Here is an 18,512-nt window from a genome sequence, read left to right as displayed (position 1 = left end):
GGCTTTGTCTTGGTGCGTCCGGGCCCCTCCACCTGCGGATTTCTGTACGGAACCGGAAGCCCGTCCGGGTTCCGCCGTCATCCACCTTTCCCCAGAGCCATTCCATCGGGTGACCGATGCCGTATCCGGCTGACGAGGGCCGGGGCCCCAACTATGGTGCGGCGAAAGCATTCCGGCACTTGGCCCACCGGCATTGCGATGTCGGTGGCGGGTGCCACAGTGGGGGAGTGACCAACGCCAGGGCATCCGTCCGCACCGGCAGCGACACGGCCGGTGCCAGGCGGACAAGAGGGGGTGACGTCCGGTCGTGACCGGTATGGGTGTGGAGGTGGGCGCGCAGGCAGCGCGCTCCCGGGCTCTCGCTGTGCTGCGCGTCCGCAGCCGGGCGCTGGCCGTCGCCCTGCTGCCCGCGGCCGTGGCCGTCGTGCTGCTCGTCGCCGGCGCCACCGGCCGCGTCACCGGCAGGCCCTGGGGGATCGCGGGCTGGACCGTGACGGTGTTCGCCGTCCTCGTCCTCCTCGCGGCCGCGGGCGTCGCGCTCGTCGTGTCCCGCGCCCGGCCCGCCATGAGCCCCACGGTCCCGATCTCCGAGGAGTCGGCCCCCGATCTCTACCGCATGGTCCGCGACCTGGCCGACCGGCTCGACGTCCCGGCACCCTCGGCGATAGCGCTCACCCCGGACTGCGACAGTTGGCTGGAGGACCGCACCCACCGCGCGCACGGCCGTTCCTCGACCGGCGCGAAGGACGAACCGGACGGCCGGCGCGGAGGTCCGGCCGGAAGCGGCACGGTCGTCACCGCGCTGACGGACCGCGCCGCCCGGCTGACCGCCGCCCCCGTCCTCGTCATCGGCTCCCCGTTCCTGTGGTGGATGCGGGTCGGCGAACTGCGCGCGGTCCTCGCCCCCGTCGTCGCCGGTACGGGCCCCTCGGCGCACCCGGACATAGCCGCGGCCCGCCGCTTCGTCCGAGGCCTGGACGCGGCCGTGGCGGTGGCCTCCGCGCCCGGCCGGGGCCCGCTGTCCCGGACGGTCCTGGCCGGCGTCGGCTGGGTCACCCGGCTGCTGCTGCGCGGCTGCCGGGGGCCCGCGGCCGAGATGGAGCGGGCCGTGGCGTCCGCGTCGGCCGAGCGGGCGCAGGCCGTGGACTACGGCGTGCGGATCGTCGCGCAGGAACAGGTGGGCCTGGCCTACGCGGGCTGGGACCGCCTGCTGACCCGCGTCGCGCTGCCCGCCTGGCGGATGGGCCGCTGGCCCTCCCGCCTGGACGTGGGGGTCGTCGCCGCCCTGACCGAGCTGTCCCGCCGCGACCGCCTCGCCGAGGGTTTCACCTCCCGGCTCGGCGAGCGCCCCGCCTGCGACCTGCTCGAAGAGCCCGGCACGGTGGACGAGGCCGCCTCGCTGCTCGCCGCCCGCCTCTTCCACGGCGGTCCCGCCGAGGCCGGACCCGACTGGGCGCCGGTCGACTGGCAGGACTATCCGGACGAGGTCGTCGACCGCAAATGGCGCACGGACGCCGCCCGGCTGCACCGTGTCCTGGACGCGCTCGGCGTCCGCCACCCCGCCGACCCCGCGCTGCCCGAGGCGGACGGGCCCACCCTGGCCCGCGTCCTCGACCACCTGACCGCGCCCTCGGCGGCCGCGCCCGCCGAGGATCCGCACCGCGCGGCCGTCCTCGCCGAGCACCGGACCGAGGCGTACGGGGAGATGGGGATCGCCGAGAGCGACGACCACGACCTCGCCGTGGGGAACGAGCGGTCCGCCGCCCTCGCCGCCCGGCTCACCGCGGAACTGGCCCGCGAGGAGGCGTCGGCCCCGGCGGAGCCCCGGCCCGCCGGGAGCGCCGGGCAGCGGGACAGCGACCACGACCTGTGGGACGACCGGATGCTGCCGCTGTTCCCCCTCCAGCCGCCCAGGACCGGCCGCGAGCTGCTGGCCGACCACGTCACGGCGATGGTCTGCTGCGCCGCGATGGACACCGCCGGGGCGGTTCCCGGCCTCGACTGGCTGGACGGCCCGTCCCTCCTCGTCGGCGGTGAACGGGCCGCCGACATCGGACCCCGCGTGCTCACCCTGATAGAGACGGGGGACCCCGTGCCCCTGCGGGACTGGCTCCGCCATCTCGGCGTCCGCCCGGAGAAGCCGGTCCGCCTGGTCTGACGGCGGTCCGTCCGGCGGCCGCCCCGCCGCAGTGGCCCGGCCCCTGCCCCACCGTTCGCAGGCGCCCCGGCCCAGGCGGAGCGACCCGTTCCACTCACGCCAATTCGCGACGAACGGTGACGGACTGCGCGCGTAATGTGATGTGCTGGGACCGATCGAGCACGGTGCAAGGGCTTGCCAGTACGACGGGGGCACGAGGGAGGGGTGCGGGCATGGGATCGGAGCAGATCCGCCGCTGGGAGTCGGGAGCACTCGCGCACGCCGTCACGGATCCCTTCGGCCTGGGACCCGTTCCCTGGCTCCGCGGCAGCGAGACCTATTTCGACGACACCGGCCACGTCGTCCCCTGGTACCTGGACACCGACGCGCCCCAGCCGCCCCAGCCCGCGGCCGGCGGCGGCTCCCGGATCCCGGCCCCGCGTTCCACCTCGCGCGCCCGCCCGCGCACGGGACCCGGAGGCCCCCGCTCCGCCGACGACGTCCACCGCCAGATCAAGGGCTTCACCAGCACGGGTGCCGCCGCCCCCGGCGAGTCCATCGACTTCCACGTGACGGTCGACCCGCCGCAGGAGTTCAGCGTCGACATCTACCGCATCGGCCACTACGGCGGTGACGGCGCCAGCAAGATCACCACGAGTCCCCGGCTCTCCGGGATCGTCCAGCCGCCGCCGCTGACGGCCGACCGCACGGTCTCCTGCCACCACTGGTGGCTGTCCTGGCGTCTGCAGATCCCGTCCTACTGGAGCGTCGGCGCCTACGTGGCCGTCCTGACCACCCATGACGGCTACCGCTCGCACGTCCCCTTCACCGTCCGCAACCACCAGACGGCCGACCTGCTCCTGCTGCTCCCGGACATCACCTGGCAGGCGTACAACCTGTATCCGGAGGACGGCCACACCGGTGCCAGCCTCTACCACGCGTGGGACGAGCACGGCCGCCTCCTCGGCGAGGCCGACGCCGCGACGACCGTCTCCTTCGACCGTCCGTACGCGGGCGCGGGCCTGCCCCTGCACGTCGGCCACGCCTACGACTTCATCCGCTGGGCCGAGCGCTACGGCTACGACCTCGCCTACGCCGACGCCCGCGATCTGCACGCCGGCCGCGTCGACCCCACCCGCTACCGAGGCCTGGTCTTCCCGGGCCACGACGAGTACTGGTCGCCGCAGATGCGCCGCACCACGGAACTCGCCCGCGAGCACGGCACCTCGCTCGTCTTCCTCTCCGCCAACACCATGTACTGGCAGGTGGAGCTGGGGCCGTCCCCGTCGGGCGTCGCCGACCGGCTGCTGACCTGCCGGAAGCGCCGGGGCCCCGGCAAGCCCGTCCTGTGGCGCGAGATCGACCGGCCCGAGCAGCAGCTCATCGGCATCCAGTACGCCGGGCGCGTCCCCGAGCCGCAGCCGCTGATCGTCCGCAACGCCGACCACTGGCTGTGGGAGGCGACCGGCGCCCACGACGGTGACGAGGTGGAGGGCATGGTCGCGGGTGAGGCGGACCGTTACTTCCCGCGCACCCCACTGCCCGAGCACCAGGACCGGATCCTGCTGGCGCACTCCCCGTACCCCGACAGCGAGGGCGTCCTGCGCCATCAGGAGACCTCGCTCTACCGCGCCCCGTCCGGCGCCCTGGTCTTCGCGTCCGGGACGTTCGCGTGGTCTCCGGCCCTCGACCGCCCCGGCCACGTGGACCCCCGTATCCAGCGGGCGACCGCCAATCTCCTCGACCGCATCTGCAAACACGACTGACGGAACCCGGCCGGCACCCGCGATCCACCCGCCTCCCGGGCGCCCGTGACGGCCCGCTCCGCGGGCGCCCGCCCCCGGCCGGAACGCCCCGTGTCCTCAGCCGCTCGCCCCATACGGGAGAATCGAGCGCATTGGACAGAACCACGGGGAGGAACCGTGTCCGGATTCGTCGAAAAGCCCGAGCCCCTTCAGGTGCCGGGTCTGGTACATCTGCACACCGGCAAGGTGCGCGACCTGTACCAGAACGAGGCGGGCGACCTCGTGATGGTCGCCAGCGACCGCATCTCCGCCTACGACTGGGTTCTCCCCACCGAGATCCCCGACAAGGGCCGCACGCTCACCCAGCTCTCCCTGTGGTGGTTCGACCAGCTCTCCGAACTGGCGCCCAACCACGTGCTGAGCACCGAACTCCCGCCGGGCGCCCCGGCCGACTGGGCCGGCCGCACCCTGATCTGCAAGTCCCTGCGGATGGCTCCGGTCGAATGCGTCGCCCGCGGCTATCTGACCGGCTCGGGCCTCGTCGAGTACAACGACACCCGCACGGTCTGCGGTCTCGCGCTGCCCGAGGGGCTCGTCGACGGCTCGGAGCTCCCCGCGCCGATCTTCACCCCGGCCACCAAGGCCGCGGTCGGCGAGCACGACGAGAACGTCTCGTACGAGGAGGTCGTCCGTCAGGTCGGCGCCGACACCGCCGCCGAGCTGCGCCAGGCGACCCTCGCCGTGTACGGCCGTGCCCGGGACATCGCCCGCGACCGGGGCATCATCCTCGCGGACACCAAGTTCGAGTTCGGCTACGACGGCGAGACGCTCGTCCTGGCCGACGAGGTGCTGACCCCGGACTCCTCGCGCTTCTGGCCCGCCGACGTCTGGGAGCCGGGCCACGCGCAGCCGTCGTTCGACAAGCAGTACGTCCGCGACTGGCTCACCTCCGCCGAGTCGGGCTGGGACCGCAAGAGCGAGCAGCCGCCGCCCGCCCTGCCCGAGCGGGTCGTGGAGGCCACCCGGGCCAAGTACATCGAGGCGTACGAGCGGCTGACGGGCGTCAGCTGGTCCTGATCGCGCGCGACGGGCCCGGCCGCGTGCCGGGCCCGTCGGCGCTCCGCGCGGGAGGACGTCACCGCACACGAAGAAGCCCCCGACCGGAGTCGGGGGCTTCTTTTCGGAGCGGACGACCAGGTTCGAACTGGCGACCTCAACCTTGGCAAGGTTGCGCTCTACCAACTGAGCTACGTCCGCATGCGCCGTGGCGCGAGAGCAACTATACCCAACCTCGCGCCCGTGCGAGACGCACTGCCGTGTGCCGGTTCTCCGCGCCCAGTTTGGACACGGCCGAGGAGAGATAGTTCCGCACCGTTCCCTGCGAGAGGGCGGCCCGCTCCGCGATCTCCGCCACGGGCGCGCCGTCGGCGGCGAATTCGAGCACCTCGGCCTCGCGCGCGGTCAGCGGCGAGTCCCCGGCGGAGATCGCGTCGGCCGCCAACTCCGGGTCCACATAACGGTTTCCCGCGTGCACGGTACGGATGATCTCCGCAAGCTGTCGCGCACTGACCGTCTTCGGCACGAACCCCCGCACACCGGCCGCGAGCGCCCGCTTCAGGTGTCCCGGCCGCCCGTGGCTCGTCACGATCAGCACCTGGCAGGAGGGCAGTTCGGCCCGCAGCGATGTGGCCACGCTCACACCGTCCGCCCCCGGCATCTGAAGATCCAGGACGGCGACGTCGGGTGCGTGCGCCCGCGCCATGGCCAGGGCCTCGGGTCCGGTCGCGGCCTCCGCCACCACGACCAGGTCGTCCTCCAGCCCGAGCAGCGCGGCCAGCGCTCCCCGGATCAGATGCTCGTCGTCGGCGAGCAGCAGCCGTACGGGAGTGTCGGACACCGGCGTGCCGGCCGACGGGAATGTCATGGGGTGCCCTCTCTCACCTGCTGCGGAACGTGCGGGCCCACCGAATCCCCGGGCATCCCGCCACGCGAGGGAGCCGAGTTGCCCGGAGTGTCTGTGCGTGTGCCCGGGACCGGGTCGCCGGAAGCCGCGGTGCGCGCGTCCGGGACCGGGGTGCCGGGAGCGCTCGTGCGCATTTCCGTGCCCGGAGTGCCGGGAGTGCCCGGAGTGCCCGGAGCGCTCGTGCGGGCGTCCGGACCCGTGCTGCCGGCATCGGCCTCGCGCGTGTCCGTGCCCGGGGCGCCGGGACCGGCCGGGTGCTCCGGGGCCGGGTCGCCGGGAGTCGCGTGCGTCTCCGGGGCGGGGGCGTCGAACGTCGTGTGCGTGTCCGGGACCTGGTCGCCCGGAGGGGTCGTGCGGGCCTCCGGGGACGGGTGCAGGGGGACCTCCGCCGTCAGGCGGAAGACCCCGGCGCTCGCGGCGGTCAGCAGGGCCCCGTCCACCTTCTCCAGCCGCTCCCGGAGTCCCACGAGCCCGCTGCCTCTGCCCGGACCGGGGACGGGTCCGGGATCCCCCGGCACCCCGTCGTTCTCGACGGTGAGCGTCACTCGCTCCCGCGTCACCCGCAGGGACAGCGCGCACGTCCTGGCGTTCCCGTGCCGCAGCACGTTGGTCGTCGCCTCCCGTACGACCCAGCCGAGCGCCGACTGGACCTGCGCCGGCAGCCCCGCGGCCGTGCCGGTGACCGAGCAGTCGATGCCCGCGGCGGTCAACACGCCCTGGGATCCGGCGAGTTCGGTGGCCAGGTCGGCCTCGCGATAGCCCCGTACGACCTCGCGCACCTCTCGTTGGGACTCCCGCGCGATCCGCTGCACCTCGGTCATCTGGTCCACGGCCTCGGACCGCCCGCGCCGGGCGAGCTGCACGGCGAGTTCGCTCTTGAGGGCGATCACCGCGAGGTTGCGGCCCATCACGTCGTGCAGATCGCGGCCGAAGCGCAGCCGTTCCTCGGCGACGGCGAGCCGGGCCCGGGTCTCGCGGGCCGCGTCGAGCTCGTAGACGGCGGTGAGGAGCCAGACGGAGAAGGCCGCGGTGAACGTCAGGAGGCCGGCGGTCACCAGCACCAGGACGGCGGTGATCAGCGCGGCGGGGGCCGCGAACCCGAGGGGCAGGGAGAGCACCCCGGCGCCCGCGGCCGCGCCGAGCACGACGTACGTCATCCGGCGCCGGTCACGGGTCCCGAGCGCGACCGTGCCGGTGCCGAACGCGGTGACGCCGACGAGCAGCGAGGAGGCGACCAGGAACGCGTCGTCGTTCGCCGGGCGCCAGGGGGTACCCGCGAGGACGCTCCCCGCGACGGCCGTCACGCAGGTGTACGCGGCCAGGGCCGGCAGCGCCCACCGGGGCCGTTCCCGGGTGCCGCGGGTCCAGTCCAGCGCCCGCGAGGCGGTCACCGCGCAGAACACCGAGTGCCCGCAGACCATCAGGAACACCGCCCAGGACCGGGCCGTCGGCATGGTCCCGAAGACGGGCAGCCCGATCGAGGCGGCTTCGAGGACCGAGAAGAAGTGGAACGACCACCGGGTGTACGTCTCGACCTTCGCCGGTGTGCTCTTGCCCCGCCACCAGCCGGACGGCCTGCCCATGCCCACCCCCGTGTCCGTGGTCACCGCCGCGGTTCCCAGCGGAACCACCGGCGTACAGCAAACACCGCGATCACCGTCCAGGCCACCGCCGTGACGAGGGCGCCGACGGTGTCGTGGGCGGAGAGGTCTCCGGTCCAGCCGCCGCGGAGCAGCGTGATCACCGGGGTGAGCGGCAGCAGTTCGCAGAACGGGGCCATGCCGTCCGGCAGCAGTTCGAGGGGGATGAAGGTCCCGGAGCCGAGCAGCGACACCACGGTCAGCGGGCTGGCCGCGATCTGGGCGCCCTCGACGCTCTTGCTGAGGCTCGCGGTGACGGCCGCTAGCGCCGGCCAGGTGACGAACGCCGACAGCAGCCCCAGCAGGACGAGTTCGGGTCGCTCGGGCATCCCGATCCCGAGGGTCGCACGGCAGGCGACGGTCAGGATCAGGCACTGGGTGAGACCGATCGCCACCGAGGGCAGCGCGGCGCCCGCGAGGATCTCCAGGTCCCGCAGTTCCCCGGTGCGCAGCCGCTTGAGCACGAGTTCCTCCCGGCGCGCCGCGTACACGCTCACCAGGGACCCGTAGACGGCGAAGAGGAGCACGAAGCCGATGGAGGAGGGGAGCAGGACCGAGCCGACGGTGAGTCCGGTGCCCTTCAGGTGCATCGACCCGAGGTTCGAGCGGAGCATGAGCGGCATGACCATCGGGACCAGCACCGCGGTGGCCAGGGTCGCCCTGCTGCGGCCCAGCAGCGTGAGTTCGGCGCGCGCCAGCGCTCTCGTCCGCCCGGCGGCCGTGGTCCTGGCCGGCCCGGCGCCGGGACCGGCGCCGGTGGTGACCGTTGTTCCGCTCATGCCGCGGCTCCCCTCGTGTGCGCGTCCCGCGGGTTCGTGTTCCGCGGGTTCGCGTCCGTCGTGCTCGCGTCCCGAGGGCCCGCGGTGTTTCCCGGTCCGTCCACGCCGTGTGCCGCCGCCTCCCGCGAGATCCGCAGGAACGCCTCCTCCAGTGAGGCCGAGCGCACGTCGAGCCCCCGCAGTTCGACCCGCGCCCGCTCGGCCCAGACCAGCAGGGCGGTGGCCGTCCGCTGGAGTTCGCCGGTGCGCAGCCGGATCGTCCGGCCCGTCGTCTCGTGGCCGCTCACCCCGAGTTCCGGCAAGGGCGGCAGGTCGCCCGGGTGGTAGCCGTCGGGCAGTTCGAAGGAGACGTGCGAGGGCTGGGAGGCGGTCACCTCGGCCGGGGTGCCGAGGGCCGCGACGCGTCCTTCGTGCAGGATCGCCAGCCGGTCGGCGAGCGTCTCCGCCTCTTCCAGGTAGTGGGTGGTCAGCAGCACGGTGGTCCCGCCGTCGCGCAGTTCCCGGACCAACTCCCAGGTGGCGCGGCGGCCTTCCACGTCGAGGCCGGTGGTGGGTTCGTCGAGGAAGAGGACCTCGGGGTCGCCGAGGAGGGCGAGCGCCAGGTCCAGGCGCCGCTTCTCGCCGCCGGACAACTGCTTCACGCGGACCGTGGAGCGGTGCCCGAGGCCGACCCGGTCCAGGACCTGTCCGGCCGCCCGCGCCCCGCTGGTGCAGGCCGCCCACATCCGGGTGGTCTCGGCGACCGTCAGCTCGGACGGGAAGCCGCCTTCCTGGAGCATCACGCCGATCCGGGGCCGCAGGGCGGCCCGTTCCGCGTGGGGATCGTGCCCGAGGACCCGGACGGTCCCGCCGGCCGGGGGAGCCAGGCCCTCGATCAGTTCGACGGTGGAGGTCTTGCCCGCGCCGTTGGTGCCGAGGAGCGCGAAGATCTCACCGCGGCGCACGGAGAAGGTGACTCCGCGCACCGCCTCGAAATCCGTTCCGCCGCCCCCGTACACGCGCCGCAGATCAGTGACCACGATCACGTCGTCGTGCTCGTTCGTGTTCATGGGATCAGCGTCGGCGCGGACGGGTCCCGGCGGCAGTGCGCGGTGTCATCACTCGGCATGACAAATGTCAGACGGCTTCCGCCACGCGCGAGCGGGACATCGGCGCGGGCGGGGACGGACGGGGATATGAGAAAGGCCCCGGTCTACTGACCGGGGCCTTTCTCGCTGAGCGGACGACGAGGCTCGAACTCGCGACCTCAACCTTGGCAAGGTTGCGCTCTACCAACTGAGCTACGTCCGCATTGCCTCCGACCGGCTTCCACCGATCGGCGCGAGCACCACCCTACCTGATCGACTACATCGACCGGTAAGAAGTGCGGAGCGGGTGACAGGAATTGCACACTGCGCCTTCCCCCTGGAAGGGGGATGTTCTACTACTGAACTACACCCGCACGACCTTCGGGGTTCCGGCTTTTCGGCGGTGCCCCTCGGCGTGTTCCAGACTCTAGCTGATCGGGCGGGGGTCAGCGCAAGTCGGTTCTCCCGGGGGCCGGCGGCGAGCTGCGGCGGGCCCCCGGAGGGCGCGCGGACCGGTCCGGACCGGGTGCCGGTTCAGTGGGCCTCGGCGAACGCCTCGTAGACCTTCTTGGGGATCCGGCCGCGCGGCGGGACGTCCATCTTGTTGGAGCGCGCCCAGGCGCGGACCGCCGCGGGGTCGGGCGTCAGCGCGGTGTGCGTGTACGCCTTCCCGGACTTCGACCGCTTGCGGCCGGCCTCGACGTACGGCTCGAGGGCCTTGCGCAGTTCCTCGGCGTTGACTTGATTGAGGTCGATCTCGTACGACTTGCCGTCGAGTCCGAAGGCGATCGTTTCCGCCGCTTCGGAGCCGTCGATGTCGTCAAAGAGAGTGACCACGACACGCTGCGCCACGAATATCGGTCCCTTCGTGCGACACCTTCGCGATCAACGGTCATGACGTGCGCGGACGTCACGGAGTTGTCGGGGAGATGTCGACTGTCCGGCTGTTATCGAGCAAAGTATCGGCTATTGCCAATTCATTTGTACAGTGCCCGGCATTGCATTGTGAAGCCCGACTAAAACCTTCCGCGTGTCCGGTGGCAATGGCCCCCTGCCGTTCTTCTGCGGTTTTTCCCAGGATTTTCCGTGCATGCCCCCGTGCCGATGCGTGATCGTGATCGGGGTCACGTAGGATTCTACGAATCTACGCGAGTAGAAATTTTGTACGGGTAGTCTGAAGGGACCTGCTCAGCACCACACACCGGGAGTGCCAGTGGCACGCGTCGTAGTCGACGTCATGCTCAAGCCGGAGATCCTCGACCCCCAGGGCCAGGCGGTGCAGCGTGCACTGCCGCGCCTCGGTTTCGAAGGTGTCTCCGACGTCCGTCAGGGAAAGCGATTCGAACTGGAAGTGGACGGACCGGTGGACGACGCCGCGCTCGCCCGCATCCACGAACTGGCGGAATCCTTCCTCGCCAACACCGTGATCGAGGACTTCACCGTCAAGGTCGAGGAAGTCGCGGAGGCCGGAAAGTGACCGCTCGTATTGGAGTCGTCACCTTTCCGGGCAGCCTGGACGACCGCGACACGCAGCGCGCGATCCGGCTCGCGGGCGCGGAACCCGTAGCCCTCTGGCACAAGGACAAGGACCTCAAGCAGGTCGACGCCGTTGTGCTGCCCGGCGGATTCTCGTACGGCGACTATCTGCGGGCGGGCGCCATCTCGCGCTTCTCGCCGGTGATGGAGACCGTCATCGAGCAGGCGAAGTCCGGAATGCCGGTTCTCGGCATCTGCAACGGCTTCCAGGTCCTCACCGAGGCGCACCTGCTGCCCGGCGCGATGCTCGGCAACAACCACCTCCACTTCATCTGCCGCGACCAGAAACTGCGGGTGGAGAACGCGGGGACCGCCTGGACCGCCGACTACACGGCCGGCCAGGAGATCCACATCCCGCTGAAGAACATGGACGGGCGGTACGTCGCCGACGAGCACACGCTCGACATGCTGGAGGCGGAGGGCCGGGTCGCTTTCCGCTACCTGGACGTCAACCCGAACGGCTCGCTGCGGGACATCGCCGGCATCACGAACGAGGCCGGGAACGTGGTCGGTCTCATGCCGCACCCCGAGCACGCCGTCGAGCCCCTGGTCGGGTCCGGCCGCACGGACGGACTCCCCTTCTTCACCTCGATCCTCAAGAAGCTGGTCAACGCATGAGCCGGACGCCTCTGGACACGGTCGAACACGCGGCCGCGACCCCCGACGTCGAGCTGCCCTGGGCCGAACTCGGCCTGAAGAAGGACGAGTACGAGCGGGTCGTCGAGATCCTCGGCCGCCGGCCCACCGGCGCCGAGCTCGCCATGTACTCCGTCATGTGGTCCGAGCACTGCTCGTACAAGTCCTCGAAGGTCCACCTCCGCCAGTTCGGCGAGAAGGCCCCGCAGTCGGACGCCCTCCTCGTCGGCATCGGCGAGAACGCCGGTGTCGTCGACGTCGGCCAGGGCTACGCGGTCACCTTCAAGGTCGAGTCGCACAACCACCCCTCGTACGTCGAGCCCTACCAGGGCGCGGCCACGGGCGTCGGCGGCATCGTCCGCGACATCATCGCCATGGGCGCCCGCCCGGTCGCGGTCGTCGACCCGCTGCGCTTCGGCGCGGCCGACCACCCCGACACCAAGCGCGTCCTCCCGGGCGTCGTCGCGGGCATCGGCGGCTACGGCAACTGCCTGGGCCTGCCGAACATCGGCGGCGAGGTCGTCTTCGACGCCTGCTACCAGGGCAACCCGCTGGTCAACGCCGGTGCCATCGGCGTCATGCGGCACGAGGACATCCACCTCGCGAAGGCGTCCGGCACCGGCAACAAGGTCATCCTGTACGGGGCCCGCACGGGCGGCGACGGCATCGGCGGCGCGTCGATCCTCGCCTCGGAGACCTTCGACGACGCCAAGCCGTCGAAGCGTCCGGCCGTCCAGGTCGGCGACCCCTTCCAGGAGAAGCTCCTCATCGAGTGCACCCTGGAGGCCTTCGCCGAGAAGCTGGTCGTCGGTATCCAGGACCTCGGCGCGGCCGGTCTGTCCTGCGCCACCAGCGAGCTCGCGTCCAACGGCTCCGGCGGTATGCGGGTCACCCTGGACGACGTACCGCTGCGCGACTCCACGCTCTCGCCCGAGGAGATCCTCATGAGCGAGTCGCAGGAACGCATGTGCGCGGTCGTGGAGCCGGAGAAGGTCGACCGCTTCCTGGAGATCTGCGACAAGTGGGACGTCATCGCCACCGTCATCGGTGAGGTCACCGACGGCGACCGGCTGGAGATCTTCTGGCACGGCGGCAAGATCGTCGACGTCGACCCGCGCACGGTCGCGCACGACGGCCCGGTCTACGAGCGCCCCTACGCCCGCCCGTCGTGGCAGGACGCGCTCCAGGCGGACGACGCGAACAAGCTGCCCCGCCCGGCGACCGGCGACGAGCTGAAGGACCAGGTCCTCAAGCTGGTCTCCTCGCCGAACCAGGCCTCCAAGTCCTGGATCACCTCCCAGTACGACCACTTCGTGCAGGGCAACACGGTGCTGGCTCAGCCCGAGGACTCGGGCATGATCCGCATCGACGAGGAGTCCGGACTCGGCGTCGCCATCGCCACCGACGGCAACGGCCGCTACGCCAAGCTCGACCCGTACACGGGCGCGCAGCTCGCCCTCGCCGAGGCCTACCGCAACGTCGCGACGACCGGTGCCAAGCCGCTCGCCGTGTCCGACTGCCTGAACTTCGGCTCGCCCGAGGACCCGGCCGTCATGTGGCAGTTCGCCGAGGCGATCCGTGGTCTGGCCGACGCCTGCCAGCAGCTCGGCACCCCGGTGACCGGCGGCAACGTCTCGCTGTACAACCAGACCGGCGACGTCGCCATCCACCCGACCCCGGTCGTGGCCGTGCTGGGCGTCATCGACGACGTCGCCCGCCGCACCCCGGTCGCCTTCCAGGAGGAGGGCCAGCTCCTCTACCTGCTCGGTGACACCCACGAGGAGTTCGGCGGTTCGGCCTGGTCGCAGGTCGTCCACGACCACCTCGGCGGTCTGCCCCCGAAGGTCGACCTGGAGCGCGAGCGGCTGCTGGCCGAGATCCTCATCTCGGCCTCCCGCGACGGCATGATCGACTCCGCGCACGACCTGTCCGACGGCGGTCTGGTCCAGGCGGTCGTCGAGTCGGCGCTGCAGGGCGGCAAGGGCGCGCGGCTGGTCGTGCCCGACGGTCTCGACGCGTTCACCTTCCTGTTCTCGGAGTCGGCGGGCCGCGCGGTCGTCGCCGTCCCGCGTTCGGAGGAGCTCCGCTTCAACGACATGTGCGGTGCCCGGGGTCTGCCCGTCACCCGCATCGGTGTCGTCGACGGTGACGCGGTGGACGTCCAGGGCGAGTTCGCGCTCTCGCTGGACGAGCTGCGCACCGCCCACGACGGCACCATCCCGGCGCTGCTGGCCTAACCCGCCCGCTCGTGTGAAGGCCCCGCCCGTTCCGACGGGCGGGGCCTTCGTCATGCCGGAACCGGCTCGCTCTCCCGGGGCGGGGCCGGGGAGCCCTTCGCCCCGCCGGCCCCGGGCAGCCGCAGCGCGAGCACAGCGGCCACGGCCATCAGCGCCGCTCCCTCCGCGACCCTCGCCCGCCCCGTGCGCGAGCGGCGGCCCGGCGACCTCGTCCGCGCGGTGCGCGAACGGCGGCCCGGCGACTCCGCGGTGGACGCCGTGCGCCGGCAGTTCCTGGAACGGGTGGACAGCCGCGCCCCCTCGGCCGGCGTGAGTAGGCTCCCCGTATGACCTCGTCCCGGAAGCGTGCGCGCACCTATGACCCGGCCAAGATCCGTGCGGCGCTGCTCGCGCAGTTCGGGCACGTGCGCGCGGGTGTACGCGCCCTGGACGAGGAGCGGTTGGCGCGGCCCGCCGGGCTCGGGGACTGGACCGTACGGGAGTTGGCCGCGCACATCACGATGTCCCTCGACGTCGTGAGCCGCCAGCTCGGCCTGCCCGAGCCCCCTACGAAGGAACTGGCCCTGCTGGACTGGCCGTTCGGGACGGCCGCCCGCGCCGGAGCCATCGCCGACGGCACCCGCGCGCTCGCCGCCGCCCACCCCGACCTCGACGCGCTCTACGCCGCCGTCGAGGCCCGTGCCAGCGAGGACCTGGCCACGGCCCCCGGCGACCGGCTGCTCGGCGTGCCCGCCGGGGCGATGACCCTCGCCGACTTCCTCGTCACCCGTACCGTCGAACTCGTCGTCCACACCGACGACCTGAACCGCGCCGCCGGTACGGACGTCCCGTTCGACCGCCAGGCCCTCGCCGCCTGCACCCGGCTGCTCGCCGACGCCCTCGCGGTGAAGGCGCCCGGCGCGTCGACCGAGGTCAGGATCCCGCCGTACGCCGTCGTGCAGTGCGTGGAAGGGCCCCGGCACACCCGCGGCACCCCGCCGAACGTCGTCGAGACCGACCCGCTGACCTGGATCCGGCTCGCCACGGGACGCGCGGAGTGGAAGGCGGCGCTGGACGAGGCGAAGGTCAGCGCGAGCGGCGAGCGCGCCGACCTCGGCGGCCTGCTCCCGCTGATGGGCTAGCCCGCCCGGAGGGAACCGGTCGCGTGACCCTCCCGTCCCATCGGCATGGACAAGCAGCGAATGACCCTCGGTGTCCTGGCCCTGCTGCCCCTCGCCGCCGCGTGCGGCGGCACCCAGGCGGGGAACGGCTCCGCCCGGACGGAGACCGCGCCGCTGACCGGCGTCCACTGGAGCGTCGAGAGCCTCACCGCGGACGGGAGGACCACGCGGGCGCCCTCGGGGGCGTACCTGCGGATCGGCGGCGACGGTCGCGCCGGCGGCAACCTCGGCTGCAACGGCTTCGGCTCGAAGGTCACCTTCACCGGAGACCGGGTCGACTTCGGCGAACTCCGCACGACCGACATGGCCTGCGCGAAGGGCCCGATGGACTTCGAACGGAGTCTGAGCCGTGCCATCGCGGACCGGGGCCCGCTCACGGCGAAGGCCCACGACGGCCGGCTGACGCTCACCGCCGACAACGGCGACCGGATCGGCCTCACCCGGGAGAAGGACGCCCCGCTGCGGGGGACGACGTGGACGATCACGGCACTGGGTGACGGCGACGTCTCCCGGCCGCTCCCGAAGGGGACGAAGGCGTACTTCGTCCTGCGTGAGGACGGCACCTTCGAGGGCCGTCTCGGCTGCAACCACGCGTCCGGCCGGGCCACCGTCGGCGACGGACATATCACCCTCGGCCGGGCCCGGACGACCCGCATGATGTGCCAAGACTCACTCATGCGGACCGAGAACACGCTCCTGGGGGTGTTCGACGGCACGGTCGCCTACACGTTGGATCATCGAAGCATCGCGCTGACCAGCAAAAACGGCACGGTCGTCAGTGCGGTGGCCGACGAGTGATCCACTCGGGGCCCGTATCCCCAATTCGGACCAGTGGTCGATCTCGCCTACACTCGGTGCCGTGCCACGTGGTGACGGTCGACTCAATCATGATCTGCTCCCCGGTGAGAAAGGCCCCCAGGACGCTTGCGGCGTCTTCGGTGTCTGGGCTCCGGGCGAAGAGGTCGCCAAGCTCACTTACTTCGGGCTCTACGCCCTCCAGCATCGGGGTCAGGAATCCGCGGGAATCGCGGTCAGCAACGGCTCCCAGATCCTCGTCTTCAAGGACATGGGCCTCGTGTCCCAGGTCTTCGACGAGACCTCTCTCGGTTCGCTCCAGGGCCATATCGCGGTCGGTCACGCCCGCTACTCGACCACCGGCGCCTCCGTGTGGGAGAACGCCCAGCCGACGTTCCGTGCCACCGCGCACGGCTCCATCGCGCTCGGCCACAACGGCAACCTCGTCAACACGGCGCAGCTCGCCGAGATGGTCGCCGACCTGCCCAAGCAGGAGGGCCGCACCACTCGCGTGGCGGCCACCAACGACACCGACCTGCTCACCGCGCTCCTCGCGGCCCAGGTCGACGACGACGGCAAGCCGCTGACCATAGAAGAGGCTTCCGCCAAGATCCTCCCGCAGGTCAAGGGCGCTTTCTCGCTCGTGTTCATGAACGAGCACACCCTGTACGCCGCCCGCGACCCGCAGGGCATCCGCCCGCTGGTCCTCGGCCGCCTGGAGCGCGGCTGGGTGGTCGCCTCCGAGTCCGCGGCCCTCGACATCTGCGGCGCCAGCTATGTGCGCGAGATCGAGCCGGGCGAGTTCGTCGCCATCGACGAGAACGGTCTGCGGACCTCGCGATTCGCGGAAGCGAAGCCCAAGGGCTGTGTCTTCGAGTACGTCTACCTGGCCCGTCCCGACACGGACATCGCCGGCCGGAACGTGTACCTCTCGCGCGTCGAGATGGGCCGCAAACTCGCCAAGGAAGCTCCTGTCGAGGCCGACCTGGTGATAGCGACCCCGGAGTCCGGGACGCCCGCCGCGATCGGTTACGCCGAGGCCTCCGGCATCCCCTTCGGAGCCGGCCTGGTCAAGAACGCCTATGTCGGCCGGACCTTCATCCAGCCCTCGCAGACGATCCGCCAGCTCGGAATCCGCCTGAAGCTGAATCCGCTCAAGGAAGTCATCAAGGGCAAGCGCCTGGTCGTCGTCGACGACTCCATCGTGCGCGGCAACACCCAGCGCGCGCTGGTCCGGATGCTCCGCGAGGCCGGTGCGGCCGAGGTCCACATCCGGATCTCCTCCCCGCCCGTGAAGTGGCCCTGCTTCTTCGGCATCGACTTCGCGACCCGCGCCGAGCTGATCGCGAACGGCATGACGATCGAGGAGATCGGCACCTCGCTCGGCGCCGACTCGCTCTCGTACATCTCCCTGGACGGGATGATCGAGGCGACGACGATCGACAAGCCGAACCTGTGCCGCGCCTGCTTCGACGGCGAGTACCCGATGGAGCTTCCGGACCCCGAACTGCTCGGCAAGCAGCTCCTGGAGACCGAGCTGGCCGCGGGTCCCGCAGCCACGGCCGCGGCTGACGCCATCCGTCGCCCGTAGCGCCGCAGAGCCCCGTTTCACCAACCCGAAAGATCCCAGGCAATGTCTGCTGTATCTGATCAGTCGACTTCGTCGACGGGCACCGCTTCCGGCGCGTCCTACGCGGCTGCCGGAGTCGACATCGAGGCGGGCGACCGCGCCGTCGAGCTGATGAAGGAGTGGGTGAAGAAGACGCAGCGCCCCGAGGTCCTCGGCGGCCTCGGCGGCTTCGCCGGTCTCTTCGACGCCTCCGCCCTCAAGCGCTTCGAGCGTCCGCTGCTCGCCTCCGCCACCGACGGCGTGGGCACCAAGGTCGACATCGCCCGGCAGCTCGGCGTGTACGACACCATCGGCCACGACCTCGTGGCGATGGTCATGGACGACATCGTGGTGTGCGGCGCGGAGCCGCTCTTCATGACCGACTACATCTGTGTGGGCAAGGTCCACCCGGAGCGCGTCGCGGCCATCGTGAAGGGCATCGCCGAGGGCTGTGTCCTGGCCGGCTGCGCCCTGGTGGGCGGCGAGACGGCCGAGCACCCCGGTCTGCTCGGTCCGGACGACTTCGACGTCGCGGGCGCCGGCACCGGCGTCGTGGAGGCCGCCGAGCTGCTCGGCCCGGATCGCATCCGTACGGGTGACGCGGTGATCGCCATGGCGGCCTCCGGTCTTCACTCGAACGGGTACTCGCTCGTCCGGCACGTGCTCTTCGACCGGGCGAACCTGCGCCTGGACCAGCACGTCGAGGAGTTCGGCCGCACGCTCGGCGAGGAGCTCCTGGAGCCCACCAAGATCTACTCGCTGGACTGCCTGACGCTGACGAAGAGCACCGAGGTGCACGCGTTCAGCCACATCACCGGCGGCGGTCTCGCGGCCAACCTGGCGCGGGTGATCCCCGACGGCCTGCACGCCGTCGTCGACCGCGGCACGTGGACGCCGGCGCCGGTCTTCGACCTGGTCGGCAGGACCGGCGGGGTCGAGCGCCTGGAGCTGGAGAAGACGCTGAACATGGGCGTCGGCATGATGGCGATCGTGCCCGAGGAGTCCGCAGAGGTCGCCCTCGCCGTCCTCGCGGACCGCGGGGTGGAAGCCTGGGTCGCCGGTGAGATCACCGAGCGCGGGGACCGCACGACGGGCGCGGAGCTCGTCGGCGACTACGCGAGCTGAGACGGGTGACGGGAGCCGAGGCCCGCGGTCACGCGGGCCGAAGCTCCCGGAGCAGCACGAAACCCGGTCCGGCGTTGAAGCCC

Annotated in this window: 15 protein-coding genes, 3 tRNA genes and 1 pseudogene; 11 read left to right on the top strand and 8 right to left on the bottom strand. The window is 71.8% G+C overall.

Going from position 1 to position 18,512, the window contains the following annotated elements; translation table 11 throughout:
• Nucleotides 1–316 precede the first annotated feature (316 nt).
• The 3 genes from ACZ4TO_RS22965 (at nt 317) to ACZ4TO_RS22955 (ending at nt 4,959) form a co-directional block, all read left to right on the top strand.
• Nucleotides 317–2,158 (top strand): hypothetical protein, encoded by a 1,842-nt coding sequence (locus ACZ4TO_RS22965; RefSeq protein ID WP_468025304.1) that lies wholly within the window; start codon nt 317–319, stop codon nt 2,156–2,158.
• Nucleotides 2,159–2,370: 212 nt separating this feature from the next.
• Nucleotides 2,371–3,903, top strand: coding sequence for a N,N-dimethylformamidase beta subunit family domain-containing protein (locus ACZ4TO_RS22960; RefSeq protein ID WP_382782910.1), 1,533 nt, complete (start codon nt 2,371–2,373; stop codon nt 3,901–3,903).
• Between the two features lie 156 nt (nt 3,904–4,059).
• Nucleotides 4,060–4,959, top strand: a complete 900-nt coding sequence (locus ACZ4TO_RS22955; RefSeq protein WP_382782908.1) for a phosphoribosylaminoimidazolesuccinocarboxamide synthase — start codon at nt 4,060–4,062, stop codon at nt 4,957–4,959.
• A gap of 107 nt (nt 4,960–5,066) precedes the next feature.
• Here ACZ4TO_RS22955 and ACZ4TO_RS22950 read toward each other — a convergent pair.
• From ACZ4TO_RS22950 to ACZ4TO_RS22915, 8 genes and pseudogenes are all read right to left on the bottom strand, one after another.
• Nucleotides 5,067–5,139 (bottom strand) — tRNA-Gly (locus ACZ4TO_RS22950).
• A gap of 22 nt (nt 5,140–5,161) precedes the next feature.
• On the bottom strand, nt 5,162–5,806 hold the full coding sequence (locus ACZ4TO_RS22945) for a response regulator transcription factor (RefSeq protein WP_382782906.1): 645 nt from the start codon (nt 5,804–5,806) through the stop codon (nt 5,162–5,164).
• 413 nt (nt 5,807–6,219) lie between these two features.
• Nucleotides 6,220–7,428, bottom strand: a pseudogene (locus ACZ4TO_RS22940) (sensor histidine kinase); the annotation flags it as partial.
• A gap of 20 nt (nt 7,429–7,448) precedes the next feature.
• A complete protein-coding gene (locus ACZ4TO_RS22935; RefSeq protein ID WP_385042991.1) occupies nt 7,449–8,264 on the bottom strand; it encodes an ABC transporter permease in 816 nt (271 codons plus the stop codon).
• On the bottom strand, nt 8,261–9,313 hold the full coding sequence (locus tag ACZ4TO_RS22930; RefSeq protein WP_382782899.1) for an ABC transporter ATP-binding protein: 1,053 nt from the start codon (nt 9,311–9,313) through the stop codon (nt 8,261–8,263). The genes ACZ4TO_RS22935 and ACZ4TO_RS22930 overlap by 4 nt, the downstream gene beginning before the upstream one ends.
• 168 nt (nt 9,314–9,481) lie before the next feature.
• Nucleotides 9,482–9,554: transfer RNA gene (locus ACZ4TO_RS22925), tRNA-Gly, on the bottom strand.
• Nucleotides 9,555–9,633: 79 nt separating this feature from the next.
• Nucleotides 9,634–9,705: transfer RNA gene (locus ACZ4TO_RS22920), tRNA-Gly, on the bottom strand.
• A gap of 160 nt (nt 9,706–9,865) precedes the next feature.
• Nucleotides 9,866–10,183, bottom strand: coding sequence for a histone-like nucleoid-structuring protein Lsr2 (locus tag ACZ4TO_RS22915; RefSeq protein ID WP_382782897.1), 318 nt, complete (start codon nt 10,181–10,183; stop codon nt 9,866–9,868).
• A 361-nt stretch (nt 10,184–10,544) separates the two neighbouring features.
• On the opposite strand from ACZ4TO_RS22915, the gene purS reads away from it, so the two are divergent.
• The 8 genes from purS (at nt 10,545) to purM (ending at nt 18,429) form a co-directional block, all read left to right on the top strand.
• Nucleotides 10,545–10,808: a phosphoribosylformylglycinamidine synthase subunit PurS gene (gene purS / locus ACZ4TO_RS22910; protein ID WP_005482678.1), complete on the top strand. Its 264-nt coding sequence runs from the start codon at nt 10,545–10,547 to the stop codon at nt 10,806–10,808.
• Nucleotides 10,805–11,485 carry a phosphoribosylformylglycinamidine synthase subunit PurQ gene (gene purQ, locus ACZ4TO_RS22905; RefSeq protein ID WP_382782894.1) on the top strand — a complete coding sequence of 227 codons (681 nt, stop codon included), beginning with the start codon at nt 10,805–10,807 and terminating at the stop codon, nt 11,483–11,485. Before purS ends, purQ begins: the two co-directional genes overlap by 4 nt.
• Entirely contained in the window at nt 11,482–13,740 is a 2,259-nt protein-coding gene (purL, locus tag ACZ4TO_RS22900) for a phosphoribosylformylglycinamidine synthase subunit PurL (protein WP_468025084.1), read from the top strand. The genes purQ and purL overlap by 4 nt, the downstream gene beginning before the upstream one ends.
• Before the next feature lie 183 nt (nt 13,741–13,923).
• Nucleotides 13,924–14,070 (top strand): hypothetical protein, encoded by a 147-nt coding sequence (locus ACZ4TO_RS22895; protein ID WP_385042997.1) that lies wholly within the window; start codon nt 13,924–13,926, stop codon nt 14,068–14,070.
• Nucleotides 14,067–14,861, top strand: a complete 795-nt coding sequence (locus tag ACZ4TO_RS22890; RefSeq protein ID WP_468025083.1) for a maleylpyruvate isomerase family mycothiol-dependent enzyme — start codon at nt 14,067–14,069, stop codon at nt 14,859–14,861. Before ACZ4TO_RS22895 ends, ACZ4TO_RS22890 begins: the two co-directional genes overlap by 4 nt.
• 45 nt (nt 14,862–14,906) lie before the next feature.
• Nucleotides 14,907–15,698: an META domain-containing protein gene (locus tag ACZ4TO_RS22885; RefSeq protein WP_468025082.1), complete on the top strand. Its 792-nt coding sequence runs from the start codon at nt 14,907–14,909 to the stop codon at nt 15,696–15,698.
• A gap of 61 nt (nt 15,699–15,759) precedes the next feature.
• Entirely contained in the window at nt 15,760–17,286 is a 1,527-nt protein-coding gene (purF, locus tag ACZ4TO_RS22880) for an amidophosphoribosyltransferase (RefSeq protein ID WP_382782884.1), read from the top strand.
• Nucleotides 17,287–17,328: 42 nt separating this feature from the next.
• Nucleotides 17,329–18,429 (top strand): phosphoribosylformylglycinamidine cyclo-ligase, encoded by a 1,101-nt coding sequence (gene purM / locus ACZ4TO_RS22875; RefSeq protein WP_382782881.1) that lies wholly within the window; start codon nt 17,329–17,331, stop codon nt 18,427–18,429.
• Nucleotides 18,430–18,512 lie beyond the last annotated feature (83 nt).

The sequence above is a fragment of the Streptomyces sp. NPDC028298 genome, assembly GCF_055565895.1.
Note: the sequence above shows the minus strand (reverse complement) of the source record. Positions and strands in the feature narration are given on the sequence as shown.

Excerpts from the sequence above, each read along its gene's own strand:
- purL (WP_468025084.1), top strand. The coding sequence starts at position 11,482 with ATGAGCCGGACGCCTCTGGACACGGTCGAACACGCGGCCGCGACCCCC.
- purM (WP_382782881.1), top strand. The coding sequence starts at position 17,329 with ATGTCTGCTGTATCTGATCAGTCGACTTCGTCGACGGGCACCGCTTCC.
- ACZ4TO_RS22885 (WP_468025082.1), top strand. The coding sequence starts at position 14,907 with ATGGACAAGCAGCGAATGACCCTCGGTGTCCTGGCCCTGCTGCCCCTC.
- ACZ4TO_RS22930 (WP_382782899.1), bottom strand. The coding sequence starts at position 9,313 with ATGAACACGAACGAGCACGACGACGTGATCGTGGTCACTGATCTGCGG.
- ACZ4TO_RS22890 (WP_468025083.1), top strand. The coding sequence starts at position 14,067 with ATGACCTCGTCCCGGAAGCGTGCGCGCACCTATGACCCGGCCAAGATC.
- ACZ4TO_RS22935 (WP_385042991.1), bottom strand. The coding sequence starts at position 8,264 with ATGAGCGGAACAACGGTCACCACCGGCGCCGGTCCCGGCGCCGGGCCG.
- ACZ4TO_RS22945 (WP_382782906.1), bottom strand. The coding sequence starts at position 5,806 with ATGACATTCCCGTCGGCCGGCACGCCGGTGTCCGACACTCCCGTACGG.
- ACZ4TO_RS22960 (WP_382782910.1), top strand. The coding sequence starts at position 2,371 with ATGGGATCGGAGCAGATCCGCCGCTGGGAGTCGGGAGCACTCGCGCAC.
- ACZ4TO_RS22965 (WP_468025304.1), top strand. The coding sequence starts at position 317 with ATGGGTGTGGAGGTGGGCGCGCAGGCAGCGCGCTCCCGGGCTCTCGCT.